The 15,044-nt window shown below is 37.3% G+C and carries 17 protein-coding genes and 1 pseudogene; 10 read left to right on the plus strand and 8 right to left on the minus strand.

Annotated features, from left to right (window positions below; genetic code table 11):
• The 4 genes from AC4IFT_RS17775 to AC4IFT_RS17790 all read left to right on the plus strand — a co-directional run.
• Positions 1-444, plus strand: a 444-nt coding sequence (locus tag AC4IFT_RS17775) for a VENN motif pre-toxin domain-containing protein (protein ID WP_490752129.1), incomplete at its 5' end; no start/stop codon positions are given.
• On the plus strand, positions 441-953 hold the full coding sequence (locus AC4IFT_RS17780; protein WP_490752130.1) for a hypothetical protein: 513 nt from the start codon (positions 441-443) through the stop codon (positions 951-953). The genes AC4IFT_RS17775 and AC4IFT_RS17780, both read left to right, overlap by 4 nt.
• A gap of 5 nt (positions 954-958) precedes the next feature.
• Positions 959-1,315 (plus strand): hypothetical protein, encoded by a 357-nt coding sequence (locus tag AC4IFT_RS17785; RefSeq protein WP_490752132.1) that lies wholly within the window; start codon positions 959-961, stop codon positions 1,313-1,315.
• A 226-nt stretch (positions 1,316-1,541) separates the two neighbouring features.
• Positions 1,542-1,877: a DUF6572 domain-containing protein gene (locus AC4IFT_RS17790; protein WP_490752134.1), complete on the plus strand. Its 336-nt coding sequence runs from the start codon at positions 1,542-1,544 to the stop codon at positions 1,875-1,877.
• Positions 1,878-1,903: 26 nt separating this feature from the next.
• Here the strand turns inward: AC4IFT_RS17790 and AC4IFT_RS17795 are convergent.
• Positions 1,904-2,068: pseudogene (locus AC4IFT_RS17795) on the minus strand (SymE family type I addiction module toxin); the annotation flags it as partial.
• 164 nt (positions 2,069-2,232) lie between these two features.
• On the opposite strand from AC4IFT_RS17795, the gene AC4IFT_RS17800 reads away from it, so the two are divergent.
• The 3 genes from AC4IFT_RS17800 (at position 2,233) to AC4IFT_RS17810 (ending at position 3,389) form a co-directional block, all read left to right on the plus strand.
• A complete protein-coding gene (locus tag AC4IFT_RS17800; RefSeq protein ID WP_490752136.1) occupies positions 2,233-2,376 on the plus strand; it encodes a hypothetical protein in 144 nt (47 codons plus the stop codon).
• Positions 2,377-2,416: 40 nt separating this feature from the next.
• Complete coding sequence (locus AC4IFT_RS17805; protein ID WP_490731923.1) at positions 2,417-2,797, plus strand: hypothetical protein; 381 nt, start codon at positions 2,417-2,419, stop codon at positions 2,795-2,797.
• A 184-nt stretch (positions 2,798-2,981) separates the two neighbouring features.
• Entirely contained in the window at positions 2,982-3,389 is a 408-nt protein-coding gene (locus tag AC4IFT_RS17810) for a DUF3597 domain-containing protein (RefSeq protein WP_490752138.1), read from the plus strand.
• Positions 3,390-3,438: 49 nt separating this feature from the next.
• Here AC4IFT_RS17810 and AC4IFT_RS17815 read toward each other — a convergent pair whose 3' ends face one another.
• On the minus strand, positions 3,439-4,314 hold the full coding sequence (locus AC4IFT_RS17815; protein ID WP_490752140.1) for a leucine-rich repeat domain-containing protein: 876 nt from the start codon (positions 4,312-4,314) through the stop codon (positions 3,439-3,441).
• A gap of 172 nt (positions 4,315-4,486) precedes the next feature.
• Between AC4IFT_RS17815 and AC4IFT_RS17820 the strand changes: the two genes are divergently transcribed.
• From AC4IFT_RS17820 to AC4IFT_RS17830, 3 genes are all read left to right on the plus strand, one after another.
• The gene (locus tag AC4IFT_RS17820; protein WP_490731929.1) at positions 4,487-4,834 is read left to right on the plus strand and encodes a thioredoxin family protein; all 348 of its coding nucleotides are present in this window, start codon (positions 4,487-4,489) and stop codon (positions 4,832-4,834) included.
• A 54-nt stretch (positions 4,835-4,888) separates the two neighbouring features.
• On the plus strand, positions 4,889-5,683 hold the full coding sequence (locus tag AC4IFT_RS17825) for a sulfite exporter TauE/SafE family protein (protein ID WP_490752141.1): 795 nt from the start codon (positions 4,889-4,891) through the stop codon (positions 5,681-5,683).
• Between the two features lie 243 nt (positions 5,684-5,926).
• Positions 5,927-6,934 (plus strand): LacI family DNA-binding transcriptional regulator, encoded by a 1,008-nt coding sequence (locus tag AC4IFT_RS17830; protein WP_490731933.1) that lies wholly within the window; start codon positions 5,927-5,929, stop codon positions 6,932-6,934.
• 160 nt (positions 6,935-7,094) lie between these two features.
• Here the strand turns inward: AC4IFT_RS17830 and AC4IFT_RS17835 are convergent, their stop codons facing one another.
• From AC4IFT_RS17835 to cuyB, 6 genes are all read right to left on the minus strand, one after another.
• Positions 7,095-8,066 (minus strand): ABC transporter permease, encoded by a 972-nt coding sequence (locus AC4IFT_RS17835; protein WP_490731935.1) that lies wholly within the window; start codon positions 8,064-8,066, stop codon positions 7,095-7,097.
• A gap of 10 nt (positions 8,067-8,076) precedes the next feature.
• Positions 8,077-9,561 (minus strand): sugar ABC transporter ATP-binding protein, encoded by a 1,485-nt coding sequence (locus AC4IFT_RS17840; protein ID WP_490731937.1) that lies wholly within the window; start codon positions 9,559-9,561, stop codon positions 8,077-8,079.
• A 157-nt stretch (positions 9,562-9,718) separates the two neighbouring features.
• The gene (locus AC4IFT_RS17845) at positions 9,719-10,579 is read right to left on the minus strand and encodes an ABC transporter substrate-binding protein (RefSeq protein ID WP_370661211.1); all 861 of its coding nucleotides are present in this window, start codon (positions 10,577-10,579) and stop codon (positions 9,719-9,721) included.
• Between the two features lie 148 nt (positions 10,580-10,727).
• Positions 10,728-11,801 carry a zinc-binding dehydrogenase gene (locus AC4IFT_RS17850; protein WP_353242824.1) on the minus strand — a complete coding sequence of 358 codons (1,074 nt, stop codon included), beginning with the start codon at positions 11,799-11,801 and terminating at the stop codon, positions 10,728-10,730.
• Positions 11,802-12,534: 733 nt separating this feature from the next.
• Entirely contained in the window at positions 12,535-13,836 is a 1,302-nt protein-coding gene (locus AC4IFT_RS17855; protein ID WP_206084713.1) for an anaerobic C4-dicarboxylate transporter, read from the minus strand.
• 78 nt (positions 13,837-13,914) lie between these two features.
• Positions 13,915-14,646: a cysteate racemase gene (gene cuyB / locus AC4IFT_RS17860; protein WP_490731940.1), complete on the minus strand. Its 732-nt coding sequence runs from the start codon at positions 14,644-14,646 to the stop codon at positions 13,915-13,917.
• Positions 14,647-15,044 lie beyond the last annotated feature (398 nt).

Here is a 15,044-nt window from a genome sequence, read left to right on the forward strand (position 1 = left end):
GCCGCGGGTATCGCGGGTGGATTAGTCGGCGGCGATACGTCCAGTGCAGCAAATGCCGCAGAGGCCGGGAAGACCACGGTTGAGAATAACTTCTTACATGCTGAAAAAATCATTACTTTCGTTGGTGAGTTCGCTAATGCAAAAACACCAGAAGAGAGAAAACAGTTACAACAAGATATTGATAAACTAGACAGGCAACTTCAGTCACAAGCGGAAGCTTGGGGAATATCAACCAATGATATGAAGAGTGCATTATCAAGCCTAAAAGCATTGGAAGGCTTGCCAGATTGTAATGCACAATGCCAAGAAATGGTAAGAGGTTCAATATCTAAACTCGAGTCTACATTAGAAAATAGGATTAATAATCATTCATCACAAATAGAGAATCTCAAAGAGCTAACAGGAATTTTAGCCACTGTGATAGTGATGAATAAAGCGGGTTGATTGATGGAGTTTCTAAAGGAAATAATACATCATCAGTTACTAAGCCTAATGTAACAACAAAACTCAATGAACAAATACCACCGAAAACTGTACCTAATCAAACAGGTGGCGATAAATTAGGTAATTCTAAGCAACCAGCAAATGAACAAAAAAACAGTTCAAATAATGTAAAACCAGATAACTCAGTAAATATAGCTGCTAGTTTCACTAAAACACCTCAAGCCATTTGGGGGCGTTCTACAGATGATATAGCTAAAGATTTTAAAGCCGCCGGCTATCAAGTTAATGTCCGTCAATCAACAAGAGGTTCTGGCCAAGCCGTTATTATTGAGGTTAAAGGGCATCCTGAAATTAGCCAAATTCAATACCATCCAGGGGGCGGCAGACATGGAGGTAGCTATTATAAAGTATCCACGACAACACAAGGTACAATGAAAGTTGTAGATCCAAGCACATATAAACCTACACAAGGTGAAAAAGCTACAATAATTAATAAAACTAAAGAGTAGATATTATGGAAAAATTAGAATGGGTTACTCGTGCTTTTATGCAGTCAAGTGACACTCAAATGAGTTTATTTCCTGATTTTGTAAATGTGGCAGATCAACTTGCCGTAGAGTGGGAAATAGCATTAGATGATATAAGTTATGAGTTGTTATCTATTGAGCAAAGCTCTGCGATTAAAGAATTTGATGATTATATGTTATCAATCAGTGGTCCAGATAATGTGAGATATTGGAATAATGAAGCGCTTTCATCCAGTATCGAATGGGAAAAAATGAGAGTACTAGCACGAAAGGTTGTAGGTAGCATGGAATGGTCTGAAACTCCGCCTCCCAACGATAATGCAATATATATCAATCATAACTAATAAATTTTTTTAATAGGATCCCAGCCCTACACTGGGATCTCCTAATCTACCTTATTCCCCCTCAGCCAACCGGATAACCGATAATCAAAAAATAGGATACCCAGATTTAGAAAAAAATGGTGGGATAATAGTCGGTGAAGGCAAACCTGGTTTTGAGGGAGGAACAAAATTACCTCCAACTAAAGTCGAAATTGTCAGACCAGATAAAGAAAAATAGAGGGAATAAATGTCAATAGTAGATACCGATAAAGTAGATATGATTGGTATACCAAAAGATAATACAGATCTTGTTCGATTAGGTATAACTGATCATCTATGTTGGAATGACGATATATTTGAACATTTATATTTATTACAAGAGAAAATTAATAGTTATATTCGTTTTATTGAAAGTAAAGAGGTATATGAAGCTTTCCCTGAATCGAAAGGAATTAATAATTTTTTAATAGAAATATTCTTTCTGCATGAAATACCATCAGAATGTATTGAATTTCTTGAAAAGGTAAAAGACATACTGGTTACTATCAATACATCGTTAAGATATGAAGTAGATAATGAATAAGTCCCAGTTCTAGACTGAGATCATCCTTAGTCTCCCCACTCCTCAGCCAACCGGATAATCAACTGTCCGACTTGGCGAGTGAGGGAAAAGTGGGTTCCCACCTCAAACCCCAACTCATTCAGCCACTTACCGCTTAGGGTGAGTTGTGGGCTGGGGTTGGGTTTACCTCTATTCGTTAAGTAACCCACTGTATACTGTCTGGTTTTTGTTACTTCTTATTTAGTCACCTATCCAAATATTCCAAGCCTATCTTGTTATTTTCCTGTCTTTTTTACTCAAACATACGGAACAAACCACCGACAAATACGACTCGAAGCAAAAAGGCGGTAGCCTGTCGGGGAGTATTGGCACAGGGTTGAATACCACGGCATCGGTGAATGTGAATAAAACCGAGATGCACAGTGATTATCAATCGGTGGATAAACAAACGGGTATCAATGCAGGCAAAGGCGGTTTTGATATCACGGTGATACTAGCTAATCTTAAAAAGGTATATTAGTAATAAACTTTAAATGAATATTTTCTGGAGGTGAAAGTTAATGGACATTCGTTGGTTGAAAAAAACAAAAAACTATTTAATAAGTCATGAGGGGGGAGATCTCTATTATTTGCTCGAATCATTGATTAAAAGGGAAAAAATGACCTATAGGCAATTCCTTTATGATGCATCTCATGGCATTAGCAATGGTGAAGGTGAAGGATTCGATTTTGCATTGGATGGTGATTATGATGACCCAAATGACTTTGATTCTGTTGAGTTTTACGTTGGTGGGTTGGAAAGTACGGAAATGACAATACCTATTTTTATAGAATTTATGCAATATTTATCAGATAATTATCTCATTGATAATCCTAAAGATAAAATATCAGTTGAGACATCAATGCTAAGAATTAAGCAACGTTATTATAAATTTTTATAAAGAATAATTAACTTATCCTAACCTTCAAGCGATCTATTTAGTCTGTAGTTAATACCGTCATCGAACTTTGATAACCTAAAGATATCCACCCCAGCATATAACCAGAAAAATAGATTTCTCACTATGAGGTGCTATAGTTTATATGAAGAATATTATCCTTTAGCACAATACGAGAGGGGCACTTATGAGCTTTTTCCAAGAGATTTTAACTAAGGTTTTTAAACCCGCGGATGCAAAAATAGAAAATAGTGCAGACCCTGTAGCTGCCATGACAGAAGCGATTAGAGCCAATATTAATATCAGTAATGATGCTATTTCAGATAATAAAATTGATGCCATAGTTGTGCTAGAAGGCTTGGCAAAAAGTTATCCGCAAAAACTGAATTGGAAAGTGTCGATTGTTGATTTATTAACATTATTAGGCTTGGATAACAGTTTAACGGCTCGGAAAAAACTTGCCGCAGAGCTAGGTTACCAAGGCGACACAAATGATACTGCAACCATGAACGTATGGTTAATTAAAGAAGTGATTAAGCAGTTAGAGCAAGCGGGTGGTAATGTGAATGAGCTTGTGAATCAACTCAAAAAATAATTTTCAGTAGTGCCGCAGTGTCATGACTGCGGCACGCTTAAAGTCACCATTAAATAAAAACGGTACAGCCTTTATCTCTCAGTGCTTCAACCACTTTCGGTTCCTCAGTAAAATTATTCCACCGTAAATCTAGCTTAATTAGGCTAGTCAAATTTATTAAACAGTCGGGTAATGTTTGAAGTTGATTGGCACGTAAATCTAAATATTGGAGAGATGCCATTTCGCCTATTGATTTTGGTAGTTGAGCTAACTGATTAAATCTTAAATTTAAAGTATGTAATTTCTTAAGCGCAGATATTGCAGGGGAGATCGTGTGAATTTTATTTTGATTCAGATCCAGAACACGAAGAGAAGATAAGCCTGAAATATTATCCGTAAGTTCTGAAATACAGTTATTCATCAAGTGTATTTCATGCACATTGGGTAATTGAGAAAGAGAGTCGGACAAGCTCTCTATTTGGTTATTATACAGTCGCAGTTCATTAAGGTTTTGTAACTGAGAAAACCAAGAGGGTATCTCAGTTAATAGATTATCCGTTGCATTGAAATAAACGAGATTTTTTAATTGGGATAATGAATTTGGCAGAGTGCGAATGCCATTATCGCTCAAATAGACAAATTGCAATTGATGCAGCTTACCTATTTCATCGGAAATTTCGGCAATATGGTTGTGCCCTAAATCTAACATTTTGAGCTGTGTTAACTTTGCTATTTCAGCAGGAATCGATTGAATCTGGTTACAGGATAGATTGAGAACGCTGAGGTTTTTACAGTGAGTTACATTACGAGGAAATGCACTGAGTTTATTGTTGTAGGCGCTGATTAAACTGTAATCGAAAGGCACTAGAATGCGTGTGTCAATTTCTTCTTGGCAGCTTGAATCTAGATTGAGTTCAAACTGTGAGTTTGAATGTTGGTGTAGCATCGCCTTCCTCCCTCTAATTAAAATGTATTGTATGCAGTTTATCTGTAAAAATTAGAATAATGAACAACATAGTAAGGTTGAATTGAATGGCGTTTTAAGCCATTAATCATGCTGTTATTTATGGTACAGTTCAAGAAATTAACGGATATCAATACCAGCCTAGGTGATCAAAATGTCTAATATTTTATTGTTAGATAGTGAAAATTTCTCACGCACATTATATAACCCGCAGGAGCAAGACTCACCCATTGTTGTTGTCTATTTTTCGGCATCATGGTGTATACCTTGCAAAAATATGAAGCCTGTTTTTGAGCAATTAGCGAGCCACTTTGAAAAAAGTTCGGTTAAATTTGGTACGGTTGATATTGCTCAGTCCCCCATATTAGCGCCTAAATACGGTATTAAATCTGTCCCAACAATTGCTGTTTTTAAAGAGTCTCGATTGATAAAAGTGATGGCGGGAGAACTATCTTTCGCTAAAGCTGTAGAAACTTTAAACCAAATATTTTGTATTAATTAGGCGTTCGGTTTAAAGTGATTTTCCCTTTTTTATAACACGAATAAACTGATTGTTATGCTGCTATTGATTCTTGAAGGTTTACTGATTGGGTGCTTGCTAGGGGTAACAGGGGCCGGCGGTGGTATTTTAGCAGTTCCTGCGTTGATGGCTAGCCAAAATTGGACGGTGGCGCTTGCTGCCCCTGTTGGGCTTTTGGCAATAACATTGGCTGCTTTTATTGGTGTTATTCAAGGGCTTATTAATAAAACAATACGTTATAAAGCAGCTATATGGATAGCCATAGTTAGCATTCCTTTTGCTAAATATGGTATTTATCTGGCCCAAATAATTACGCCTATTTGGTTGACGCTAGCCTTCAGTCTTGTGATGCTTTTTGTTGCGTATCGTACTTTTTTCAGCCAATTAACTGAACTAAACGATGCCCCCTGCCAAATCAATCAAGAAACAGGCAAGTTTATTTGGAATATAAAAACGGCATCCATATTGGGTGGGATAGGAATTATTGCGGGGCTTTTAACTGGATTGTTAGGTGTTGGCGGCGGTTTTGTGATCGTTCCCGCTTTACGAAAAGTGTCCAACTTAAATATAAAAAGCATTATTGCCACTTCATTAATGGTCATTTTTTGTATTGGCAGCGTGAGTATTCTAATTAATATTTTGAATGGATTTCAATACCCTAAGGAAATTAGCCTTATATTTATCGTTTCTTGTATTATTGGCATGTTAATAGGGAGAGTCATCATCAATTATATTTCGTTGAAATTAGTTAAAAATATTTTTGCGAGCTTGATTGTTATTGTTTCTCTTGGGATGCTCTATTCAGTATTTGATGAGCTAAATATAATTTGAATGATGTGGTTTGAATTAAAAATAGAATAAATCCATTTGCTTTTTATAATTTAATTATTTTTCATTTTATGGTGCACATCACCCTTTGGGGTAGTGATTATTGTGCCATTATTGAAGAAAAACGATTTATCTTCACCTTCAATACGGTATAATGAATAATCGCATTTCATCTTCTCTGATAATAGCTTAAAGAAATTTCACTATATCAATCAGGGGCGTCATTAAAGGTTGACTAATATAATTATGACAAAACAAGATAGCTCAACAACAATAATTGATATAGCTAAGCGTGCAAATGTTACTGATATTACCGTTTCACGTGCATTTAACCATCCTGAAATGGTAAAGAAAGAAACAAGAGACAAAATATTAGCAATTGCTCAAGAACTTAATTATGTTCCAAATCTTTTTGCACGAAATCTGAAAAATAAAAATAGCCGTATAATTGGTGTGGTTACAGACAGTACATTTAACCCTTTCTATGTGGTACTCATTCAGACCGTTTCTCGTTTAGCGAAGGAGAAAGGGTACCAAGTGATGATTTTTGATTCGGATAGTGATGAAAAAGCAGAAAAAACCGCAATAGAAACCTTAGTTAGTTACAAGGCAAGTGGTATTTTGCTATCCCCTGTACGTGATGATAAAGATTATCAGCCCAGCTATCTTTCATTAATTGATCAGCATAATGTGCCGTTAGTGTTTGTCGACCGTGCAATTTATGGTTACGAAAAAAAATATTCAGGGTTATTTTTAAAGAACTTTGAAATTGGGGCGTTAACAGGAAAGTTTCTTAATGAACAAAATAGCGAAAACACATTAATTATCTCTGGCCCTAAAAATTCGGAAATTAGTTTGTCTCGTTTGTCTGGGATATATGCAAGCTTTCAAAATAGAAAAAATCTTAATGTTTTATATAGCAGTTATATGTTTAATAAGAAAGATGAAGCTTATTTAAGACAAAAGGTTCAAGAACTTTACACACCGGGTATGTACATTGTTGGGCTGAATGGAATTATTACCGCGGGGATGTATAAAATTATTGCAGAATTAGGGTTGTCCTGTCGTTATTTTTCAGTCGATTTACCGCCTTATGCAGATACCTATCATTTGTCTATTTCTGGTGTTCATCATGATTCCGTTTATCTTGGTGAATTAACCACAGAATTACTATTCTCAGAAATCGAGCGTGATACTAATAAAGACCATGAAGCCAAACAAATTTTTGTTAATGGTAAGCTTGTTATTTATTAATAATAAAAAATTGCCTCGTAAAGGGGCTATTTATCCGATTATTTTTCCTCGATAATACCTTTACTGTTTTATATTTCATTTTAATTAGTGATTAAAAAATCGGTTAATTGGTTGTCATAATCGACAAGCAATTAACCGATAAAGTTGGATCCTGAAAAACTTAGCGTTTCATAGAGCTAATAAATGTTGCACCCCAGATAATTAAACCTTTGACAATGTATTGAACATAAGGGGAAATACCCAGTAAATTCAATCCATTATTGAGAACTCCTAGGATCATAGCACCAATCAGAGTACCGATGATCATGCCGCGTCCACCGGCGATGGAAGCACCGCCCAATACCACTGCGGCAATCGCATCTAATTCAAAGCCGACCCCAGCATTAGGTTGCCCGCTCATGACACGCGATGTAAAAATTAACCCTGCAAATGCGGCGGTAAAACCACTGATAACGTATACCAGCATTTTATAACGTTCAACACGGATACCGCTTAAGCGAGCGGCTTCTTCGTTTCCGCCAATGGCATAAATATAGCGGCCAAATGAGACGTGGTTTAACACGACATAGAAAATAAGATAAAGGCCAAGCATTAATAAGATCGGTACTTGAATACCCATTAACTCTTCGCGACCCCAGAAGGCAAATTCTTTAGGTAACCCTGAAATTGGATAGCCGCCGGTATAAATTAACGCTAAACCTTTCGCAATAATCATCGCACCTAATGTGACGATAATTGGCGGCATTTTACCGTAAGCGGCTAAAATCCCATTAATAAAGCCAAATGCAATCCCTGATAATAATCCCAGTGCAATGGCTGCATAGGGATCCATACCGTAATATTTCATTAGGCCAGCCATTAAAGTACCTGACAGCGCCATAACGGCACCTACAGATAAATCAATACCACCGGTTAAAATAGCAAAGGTCATCCCAATAGCGATGATGGCATTAATTGAAACTTGGCGCGCAATCGTTGAAAGGTTATTTACCGTTAAAAAATGCTCATTAAAAATGGACATACAAGTAAATAAAAGAATTAAACCAACAAGTGGCAAAAATGCAGGTATTTTTGTTAATCTAGAAAAACTAAATTTAGGTTTAGTTAAAGGAATTGCACTTTGATTAGACATAGTCGTTATCCTATATAATATTGCCAGCCGCATGTACCATGATCTGAGTCGAGTTAATATCTTCTCCACTTAACTCAGCGGCAATTTCACCATCACGAAAGACCAAAACTCTGTCACTCACACCAATAACTTCAGGTAATTCAGAAGAGATCATAATAATGGAGATCCCTTTTTCAGTGAGTGAGCGCATTAGCTGATAAATTTCTGATTTTGCCCCAACATCAATACCTCGAGTGGGCTCATCGAAAATAAGAATTTTGGCTTGTTTATTTAGCCAGCGAGCAATAACAACTTTTTGCTGATTACCACCACTTAATGTGGAAACCGCAGTATGAGGCTCTGGTGTTTTAACTTTTACTTGAGAAATTAAATCAATGGATAAAGTCAGTTCTTTTTTATTTTGAATTAAAAATAATTTTTGAGCATGGTTATTCAGCCAAATATTTTCATTGACTGAGAACGGTAAAACTAAACCTTGGGTTTTACGGCTTTCAGGTAATAAGCCGATACCTAATTGCAGCGCGGCTGCCGCAGATTTAATTTTGACTTCTTTGCCTTCTAAAACGACTTTTTTCTTATACGCCTTATCCGCACCAATCATAGCGAGAATAGTTTCGGTTCTTCCTGAACCAACAAGGCCTGCTAACCCTAAAATCTCACCTTTTTTCAATTGCAGGTGGTTCACTGGGCTATTCGCAAACCGTTGAATTTCAGCATCAAGAATAATTTCTTGTTGGGTGAATTCACGCTTATGCGGATAGATATTTTCTACTTCACGACCCACCATCATTTCAATAATGACGTCTAAGTCCGTTTCATCAACTTTGCGCGAGCCAATATATTGCCCATCACGTAGTACGCTGATGGTATCGCATATTTCATAAATTTCTTCTAAGTGATGAGAAATGAAAAACATGCCAACGCCTTTGGCTTTTAAGTCCCTCATTACATCAAATAGATGGTTCGCCTCATTCGGTGTTAGTGTCGCCGTTGGCTCATCTAATACTAAAATTTTGGCATCTAAAGAGAGTGCTTTGGCTATTTCAATAAATTGTTGCTCAGCAATACTTAAGTGGCTAATTGGTTCATCAATATCGATATTAACACCCAGATCGGCCAATAAGGCTTGAGACTTTTGGCGCATCAGTTTTCTATCTAATAAACCAAATTTATTTTTTAGCTCGCGATTTAAAAAGATATTTTCAAATGCATTTAAATAAGGGATCAGGGAAAACTCTTGGAAAATAATGCCAACGCCTGCCTTAATTGCATCCCTGTAGTTATGGAATGTATGCTCTTTACCTTCGATCAGAATTTTTCCGCTATCAGGTTTGTGTATTCCACATAAAACTTTCATTAGCGTAGATTTACCTGCGCCATTTTCACCTAATAATGCGTGAACCTCACCTTTTTCAAGGGAGAGATTAATATTATCTAACGCCTTAACCCCAGGGAAAGTTTTACTGACATCTTGTAATGCTAATAATTGCATCATATTGCTTCCCTATATTTCTTAACCGCTTAAAAATGGGTAACAAAGTCATTTGGAATAAAGTGATTCCAATATGCATTTAATTATTAATTGTTATGTAGAGGTATTGCACCTAATACGTAAAGTACAGGTGCAATACAATTAGTGAGTCAACATTCGATTACCAGTGGAAATCTTTTGCATTTGTTTTGTCGATTAATTTAACATCAATCGGTACTTCTTTTGGCACGTTAGCACCCCAATATTTTGCCAGACCCATTGCTAAGCCAATACGAACTTGGTCACGTGGGAATTGTGCAGATGTTGCGATAAACGGTGAGTTGCCTTTCGCAATTTCAGCAACGGCTTCAGGTGAACCATCAACACTGACGAGTTTCACATCACGACCAGAAGATTCAATAGCGGCTAATGCGCCTAATGAGCCAACATCGTTAACACTGAAAATACCGTTCAAAGTCGGGTTAGCTTGCAGCATGTTTTCTGTGACGTTCATCGCAGTATCACGCTCTTGCTTACCATTCAGTTTGGTAACAATTTTAATGTTTGGATATTCTTTCATTGCTGCTTCAAAGCCACGAACGCGCTCGAGGATTGGCACAACTGGGATACCATCTAAAATTGCGACTTCACCTTTTCCACCCAGTGCTTCACCTAAACGTTTACCTGCCATTAAGCCTGCATCGTAGTTTTTAGAACCGACGAAAGAGTCAATTGGACCATTCGCTTGCGCATCGATAGCGATAACCACAACACCCGCTTTTTTCGCTGCCAATACTGCTGTTTCTGCGCCAACGCTATCCGCTGGGTTGATTAACAAAATATCGATTTTTTTCTGTAACATATCTTCGATATCGCTGGTTTGTTTCGATACATCATGTGCCGCATCAGAAATATACAGCTGAGCACCCATATCACCAGTTGCGCTCTCCAGAGCTTCTTTCATCGTAACGAAATATTCGTTGTTTAATTCTTGAAACGACATACCAACTGAAACGGGTTTTGCCGTAGCATTGAACGCCATACCTAGAGTCAGGACACTTGCTGCTACAGCTAACTTTTTGAATTTACTCAACATAAGATGTTCTCCTAAAGAGCATTTAATTATATGTAGGGTGTTACTTATTTAGTGTTTATTAAAATTATTAATTATTACAAGCAGTTAGTTATGCCTATGGCTTGATGACGACTTTAATTGAGTCGGCAGATTTCGCCATGACAAAGGCTTCTTCCCAATCATCGATAGAGTAGAAGTGGGTAACGATATCATCAGCATTAACTAAGCCGCGGCTAAAGAGATCGATAGCAACCTCATAGCTGTATGGGCCTAAGTGCGCACCGCGGATATCGAGTTCTTTACGGTCGCCAATAATTGACCAGTCAACCGTGGTTTCTTTACCGAATACGCTAAATTCAACGAAACGGCCAAGTTTACGGATCATTTCTAATCCTTGAGTCACACCAACAGGGGCGCCTGTTGCTTCGATGTAAACATCGCAACCGTAGCCTTCCGTCATCTCTTTGACTAACTTAATGGCGTCTTCTTTCAGTGGGTTGATCACCACATCAGCACCAAATTTTTTCGCTAATTCAAGGCGTTCGTCGATAGCATCAATGACGACTAATTTTTTGGGGGTTTTAAGTTTTGCAACTTGGATCATACACAGGCCAAGTGGACCTGCGCCTGCAATGACGACGACGTCATTTAAATCGATATCACCACGGCGAACAGTGTGGATAGCACAGGCCATTGGTTCGATTAATGCGGCGTCTTTATCGGAAAGCTCATCGGGAATTTTGTGAATAATAGCGCGCTCAGAAAAACGCATGTATTCTGCCATCCCGCCATCTGCAACTTCTTTTTGGAAACCGTAGATATCATGGGTTTCGCACATCCAATATTTACCTGACTTACAGAAACGGCACTCCCAGCAAGGGACGATTTGTTCTGCAAGGATACGGTCACCCACTTTTAATTTATATTTTTCAGCGGATCCTTCGCCTAATTCGGCTACGCGGCCATAGAACTCATGACCTGGAACGACAGGGGCTTTGATCCACGGGTCATCGCCCCAGAACATTTGTGCACCATCATTGGCTTTGCAGTCACCGGCGCAGATCCCACAGCCATCGACTTTAATGACAACTTCGCGAAAGCCAGCCGCAGGTCTTTTAATATTTTCAAAGCGATAGTCATGGGGACCATGACAAACAACGGCTTTCATTTTTTCAGGTAGGTTACTCATGTTCTAAAACCTCTTTCTAGTTGTTAGCCCTAATGTTGACGTCAACATTAAGCGTTTTTTTTATCTCTAAATTGCTTTAATTTTTACGCTTAACGATAAATTTGGATACGAATGTAAGAAAAATGATTCTTTAATGTTATAGATAAAATAATTTATTTTTAATATGACGACGTCGTCATTTTTGAAAGTGCGAAGAAGAAAAACTAAGATTTGTGATTTAACTCTTAATTTTAATTGCTTTCAGAGCACCTTCAAAAGGGGGAGTAAACGCCTATCACAAGCTTCTAACACGATGAAAAATAAGTAATAAAATAAAATTCATCCCTCGTATTAGCTTTATTAAGAAATGAATATGAAGCCGAGTATAATTATTTTAACTGTTTTCAGAAGTGGATAATTCATGCAAAAACATTTCAGCTCACATTTTTATATGAAAATTAATTTCATTTTCATTAAATAAGGTGATTTAAAATTGAAAATAAACCACTATTTTATTTATTAAAAATAATTTTATAGTTAGATGTGAAAGCAACAGATGCTTCAAATTAAATTTTTATCAAAATTGAGTATGAATAAATACGATTTGAAAGAAAAAAGGGCTCTATTCTGCATTGTATTTAATCAATTCAACTCAGAATAAAGCCAAAAAATACCAATTAATAACTTCATTTTGTAAGGAAATCGGTATTTTATTTATAGTGATAAGTGAGGGATGAAACCCTCACTTATCAAGCTAAACAATCATCGGCGCGATAATAAATCCAAAGGCAACCCCTGCAATAATCCCACCGAGCCCCGGTAGCATAAAGGGGTGGTTAAGAATATATTTTCCGACGCGGGTTGAACCTGTGGAGTCAAATTCGATGGCAGCTAAAGACGTTGGGTAAGTTGGTAAAACGAACACCCCCGTGACAGCAACGAATGATGCTAAAATAGCCCATGTTGGTACATCCAAAGCAATAGCTAATGGAATTATTAGCGGTGTGGTTGCCCCTTGGGAATACAGCAATGCACAGGTAAAAAACAGCACGACAGCTAACAAGATAGGGTAGGCAGATAACACATCCCCTGCGATAGCTTTGATTTGATCCATATGAGCATCAACAAAAGTGGTGCCTAATGTCACAATCCCCAATATGACTGCAAGGGAGCTCATTCCTGAACGGAACGTTGGCGCTAAAACGATAGAGTTTGGTGATGTTTTACAGAAAATAACCATCAAACAGGCTGCACTGAGCATACAGATGATGATGATATCGCGGGTACCCATCGGTTTGCCGATATCAAAACCTGGGCGTAATTGTGGAAAAGCGGCCAATATCACAATCGCAACGGTTGCGATGAGAAAAACCACGACTGAAAATTTTTCACGGGTGGTGCTTTCGCCTTTTTTCTCTTCGTATTTATGGACTAACCCTTTTTGTAAACGGTCTAAATAAACTTCATCATCTTCCAATTCACAACCTTGGCGTGATGCAATAAATGCAGCAACCATCGCAGCAACAAAGGAGGCAGGTAAACACACTGACATAACAACAATAAATGTGACACCATTGCCTTCCATAATGGTTAACATTGCCGCCATGGCAGCACTAATCGGCGAGCCTGAAATAGCAATCTGTGAGGCAACAACAGAGCCTGCCAGTGTACGAGAAGGACGGATACCCGAGTCTTTGGCGATTTCAGCAATGACAGGAAGCATTGAGAAAACAATAAAACCTGTACCTGCCATAATGGTCATTACCCACGTGGTGATTGGCGCAATAATATTTAGGTACTTCGGATTTTTACGCATAAATGTGCTGGCTAGGCGAACTAAATAATCCATCCCTCCAGCTGCCTGCAATGCGGATGCTGCAACAACAACGGTCATAATAATTAAAATAACATCGACAGGGGGAGAGCCTATTGGCAAACCAAATCCAATAGTTAATACCGCTAATCCCAATCCCCCGCATAGGCCAATACCAATTCCGCCCATGCGTATACCGAAGAAAATTGCACCTAGTACAACAATGATCTCTAGCCAAACCATAATCGTCTCCAATAGACAATATACTGTCAGTAGTAATAGAATTTATAAAAGTGATTATTTTTAATAATGGTTAAATATTTATTGTGAATTTTGGTTTGTTATTAAATGTGACTTTCCCACTCGGCCTTCATACCAATGAATGCCTGCTCTAACCAAAGAACCGGTTGAATCTATATATTTATCGGGATGCTTATTGACTTCATTAGCTAAAATAACGGGAACTTCAGTGCAGCCTAAAACAATGACGTCAGCTCCGCGTGAAAATAATAATTCAGCTTGTGACTTCATGATTTTTTCTGCTGCATCTTTATTTCCAGATTTTAATAAGTAAATACTTTTCATCACTAACTTCTGACTTTCATCATCAGGTGTTATGCAGTTTAATTTTTTTTGTTCAATACTTTTTTGATAAAGCCCCATATACATGGTTGCATTCGTAGCTAATAAACCGATATTTTTTTTCTTAGTTAATAGAACTTCTTGCATGGTGGTTTCAACAATACTGAGCATATCGACATGGCATGCATTTCTTAGCTCATCGAACCAAAAATGTGCTGTATTACAAGGGATAACAATGCATTCTGCCCCTGCATCTTCAAGTTTTTTTAAGTAATCAGTCATTAAAGGGAGTGGTGATACCCCGTGGTTTAGCAATGCTTCTGTACGATCTGGAATATCAGGAATGGATGAAATAATTAATGGAATATGCTCTTGGTCTTTATTTGCAACTGTATATGTTACAAACTTATTAAATAAATCGACGGTTGCCGCTGGACCCATTCCACCTAATACACCAATTAAACCTTTCATTATTACGCTCCTGCGATTTTTATCTTTTTTTGATTTAAGATAAATTAAACGCGATGTTGCTTAACTTATTTAACATGAAATACATTATTTAATTAATTATTAACGATTAGTTCTAATTAATCAGTGACTAATTTTTAGCAATGTTTTTTAGGTAAGAGAAATGCAAGTAAGTATGGGATGATGCAAGATATGCATTAAGATTTTAATGTTAACTCGAAGGAGCGCAATGAAATGAAAGGTAAAGCCTGAATATAATTGGGTTTGACGATAATGTTCTAGTGAATAAAAAATAAATTTTGATTTTTATTAATGTTTAAAACGATAGCCTTATGCATAATACAAATAACAGACATACAATCCATGCATGATAATTTAACTGATGGTTAACTAAATATACC

The organism is Providencia sp. UF-183, from assembly GCF_058246155.1.

What these genes read in the sequence shown, in the direction of transcription:
- AC4IFT_RS17835 (WP_490731935.1), bottom strand. Translation starts at nt 8,066, where the DNA reads ATGTCTAATCAAAGTGCAATTCCTTTAACTAAACCTAAATTTAGTTTT.
- AC4IFT_RS17820 (WP_490731929.1), top strand. Translation starts at nt 4,487, where the DNA reads ATGTCTAATATTTTATTGTTAGATAGTGAAAATTTCTCACGCACATTA.
- AC4IFT_RS17830 (WP_490731933.1), top strand. Translation starts at nt 5,927, where the DNA reads ATGACAAAACAAGATAGCTCAACAACAATAATTGATATAGCTAAGCGT.
- AC4IFT_RS17785 (WP_490752132.1), top strand. Translation starts at nt 959, where the DNA reads ATGGAAAAATTAGAATGGGTTACTCGTGCTTTTATGCAGTCAAGTGAC.
- AC4IFT_RS17825 (WP_490752141.1), top strand. Translation starts at nt 4,889, where the DNA reads ATGCTGCTATTGATTCTTGAAGGTTTACTGATTGGGTGCTTGCTAGGG.
- AC4IFT_RS17845 (WP_370661211.1), bottom strand. Translation starts at nt 10,579, where the DNA reads ATGGCGTTCAATGCTACGGCAAAACCCGTTTCAGTTGGTATGTCGTTT.
- AC4IFT_RS17790 (WP_490752134.1), top strand. Translation starts at nt 1,542, where the DNA reads ATGTCAATAGTAGATACCGATAAAGTAGATATGATTGGTATACCAAAA.
- cuyB (WP_490731940.1), bottom strand. Translation starts at nt 14,646, where the DNA reads ATGAAAGGTTTAATTGGTGTATTAGGTGGAATGGGTCCAGCGGCAACC.
- AC4IFT_RS17855 (WP_206084713.1), bottom strand. Translation starts at nt 13,836, where the DNA reads ATGGTTTGGCTAGAGATCATTGTTGTACTAGGTGCAATTTTCTTCGGT.
- AC4IFT_RS17840 (WP_490731937.1), bottom strand. Translation starts at nt 9,561, where the DNA reads ATGATGCAATTATTAGCATTACAAGATGTCAGTAAAACTTTCCCTGGG.
- AC4IFT_RS17810 (WP_490752138.1), top strand. Translation starts at nt 2,982, where the DNA reads ATGAGCTTTTTCCAAGAGATTTTAACTAAGGTTTTTAAACCCGCGGAT.
- AC4IFT_RS17815 (WP_490752140.1), bottom strand. Translation starts at nt 4,314, where the DNA reads ATGCTACACCAACATTCAAACTCACAGTTTGAACTCAATCTAGATTCA.
- AC4IFT_RS17805 (WP_490731923.1), top strand. Translation starts at nt 2,417, where the DNA reads ATGGACATTCGTTGGTTGAAAAAAACAAAAAACTATTTAATAAGTCAT.
- AC4IFT_RS17850 (WP_353242824.1), bottom strand. Translation starts at nt 11,801, where the DNA reads ATGAGTAACCTACCTGAAAAAATGAAAGCCGTTGTTTGTCATGGTCCC.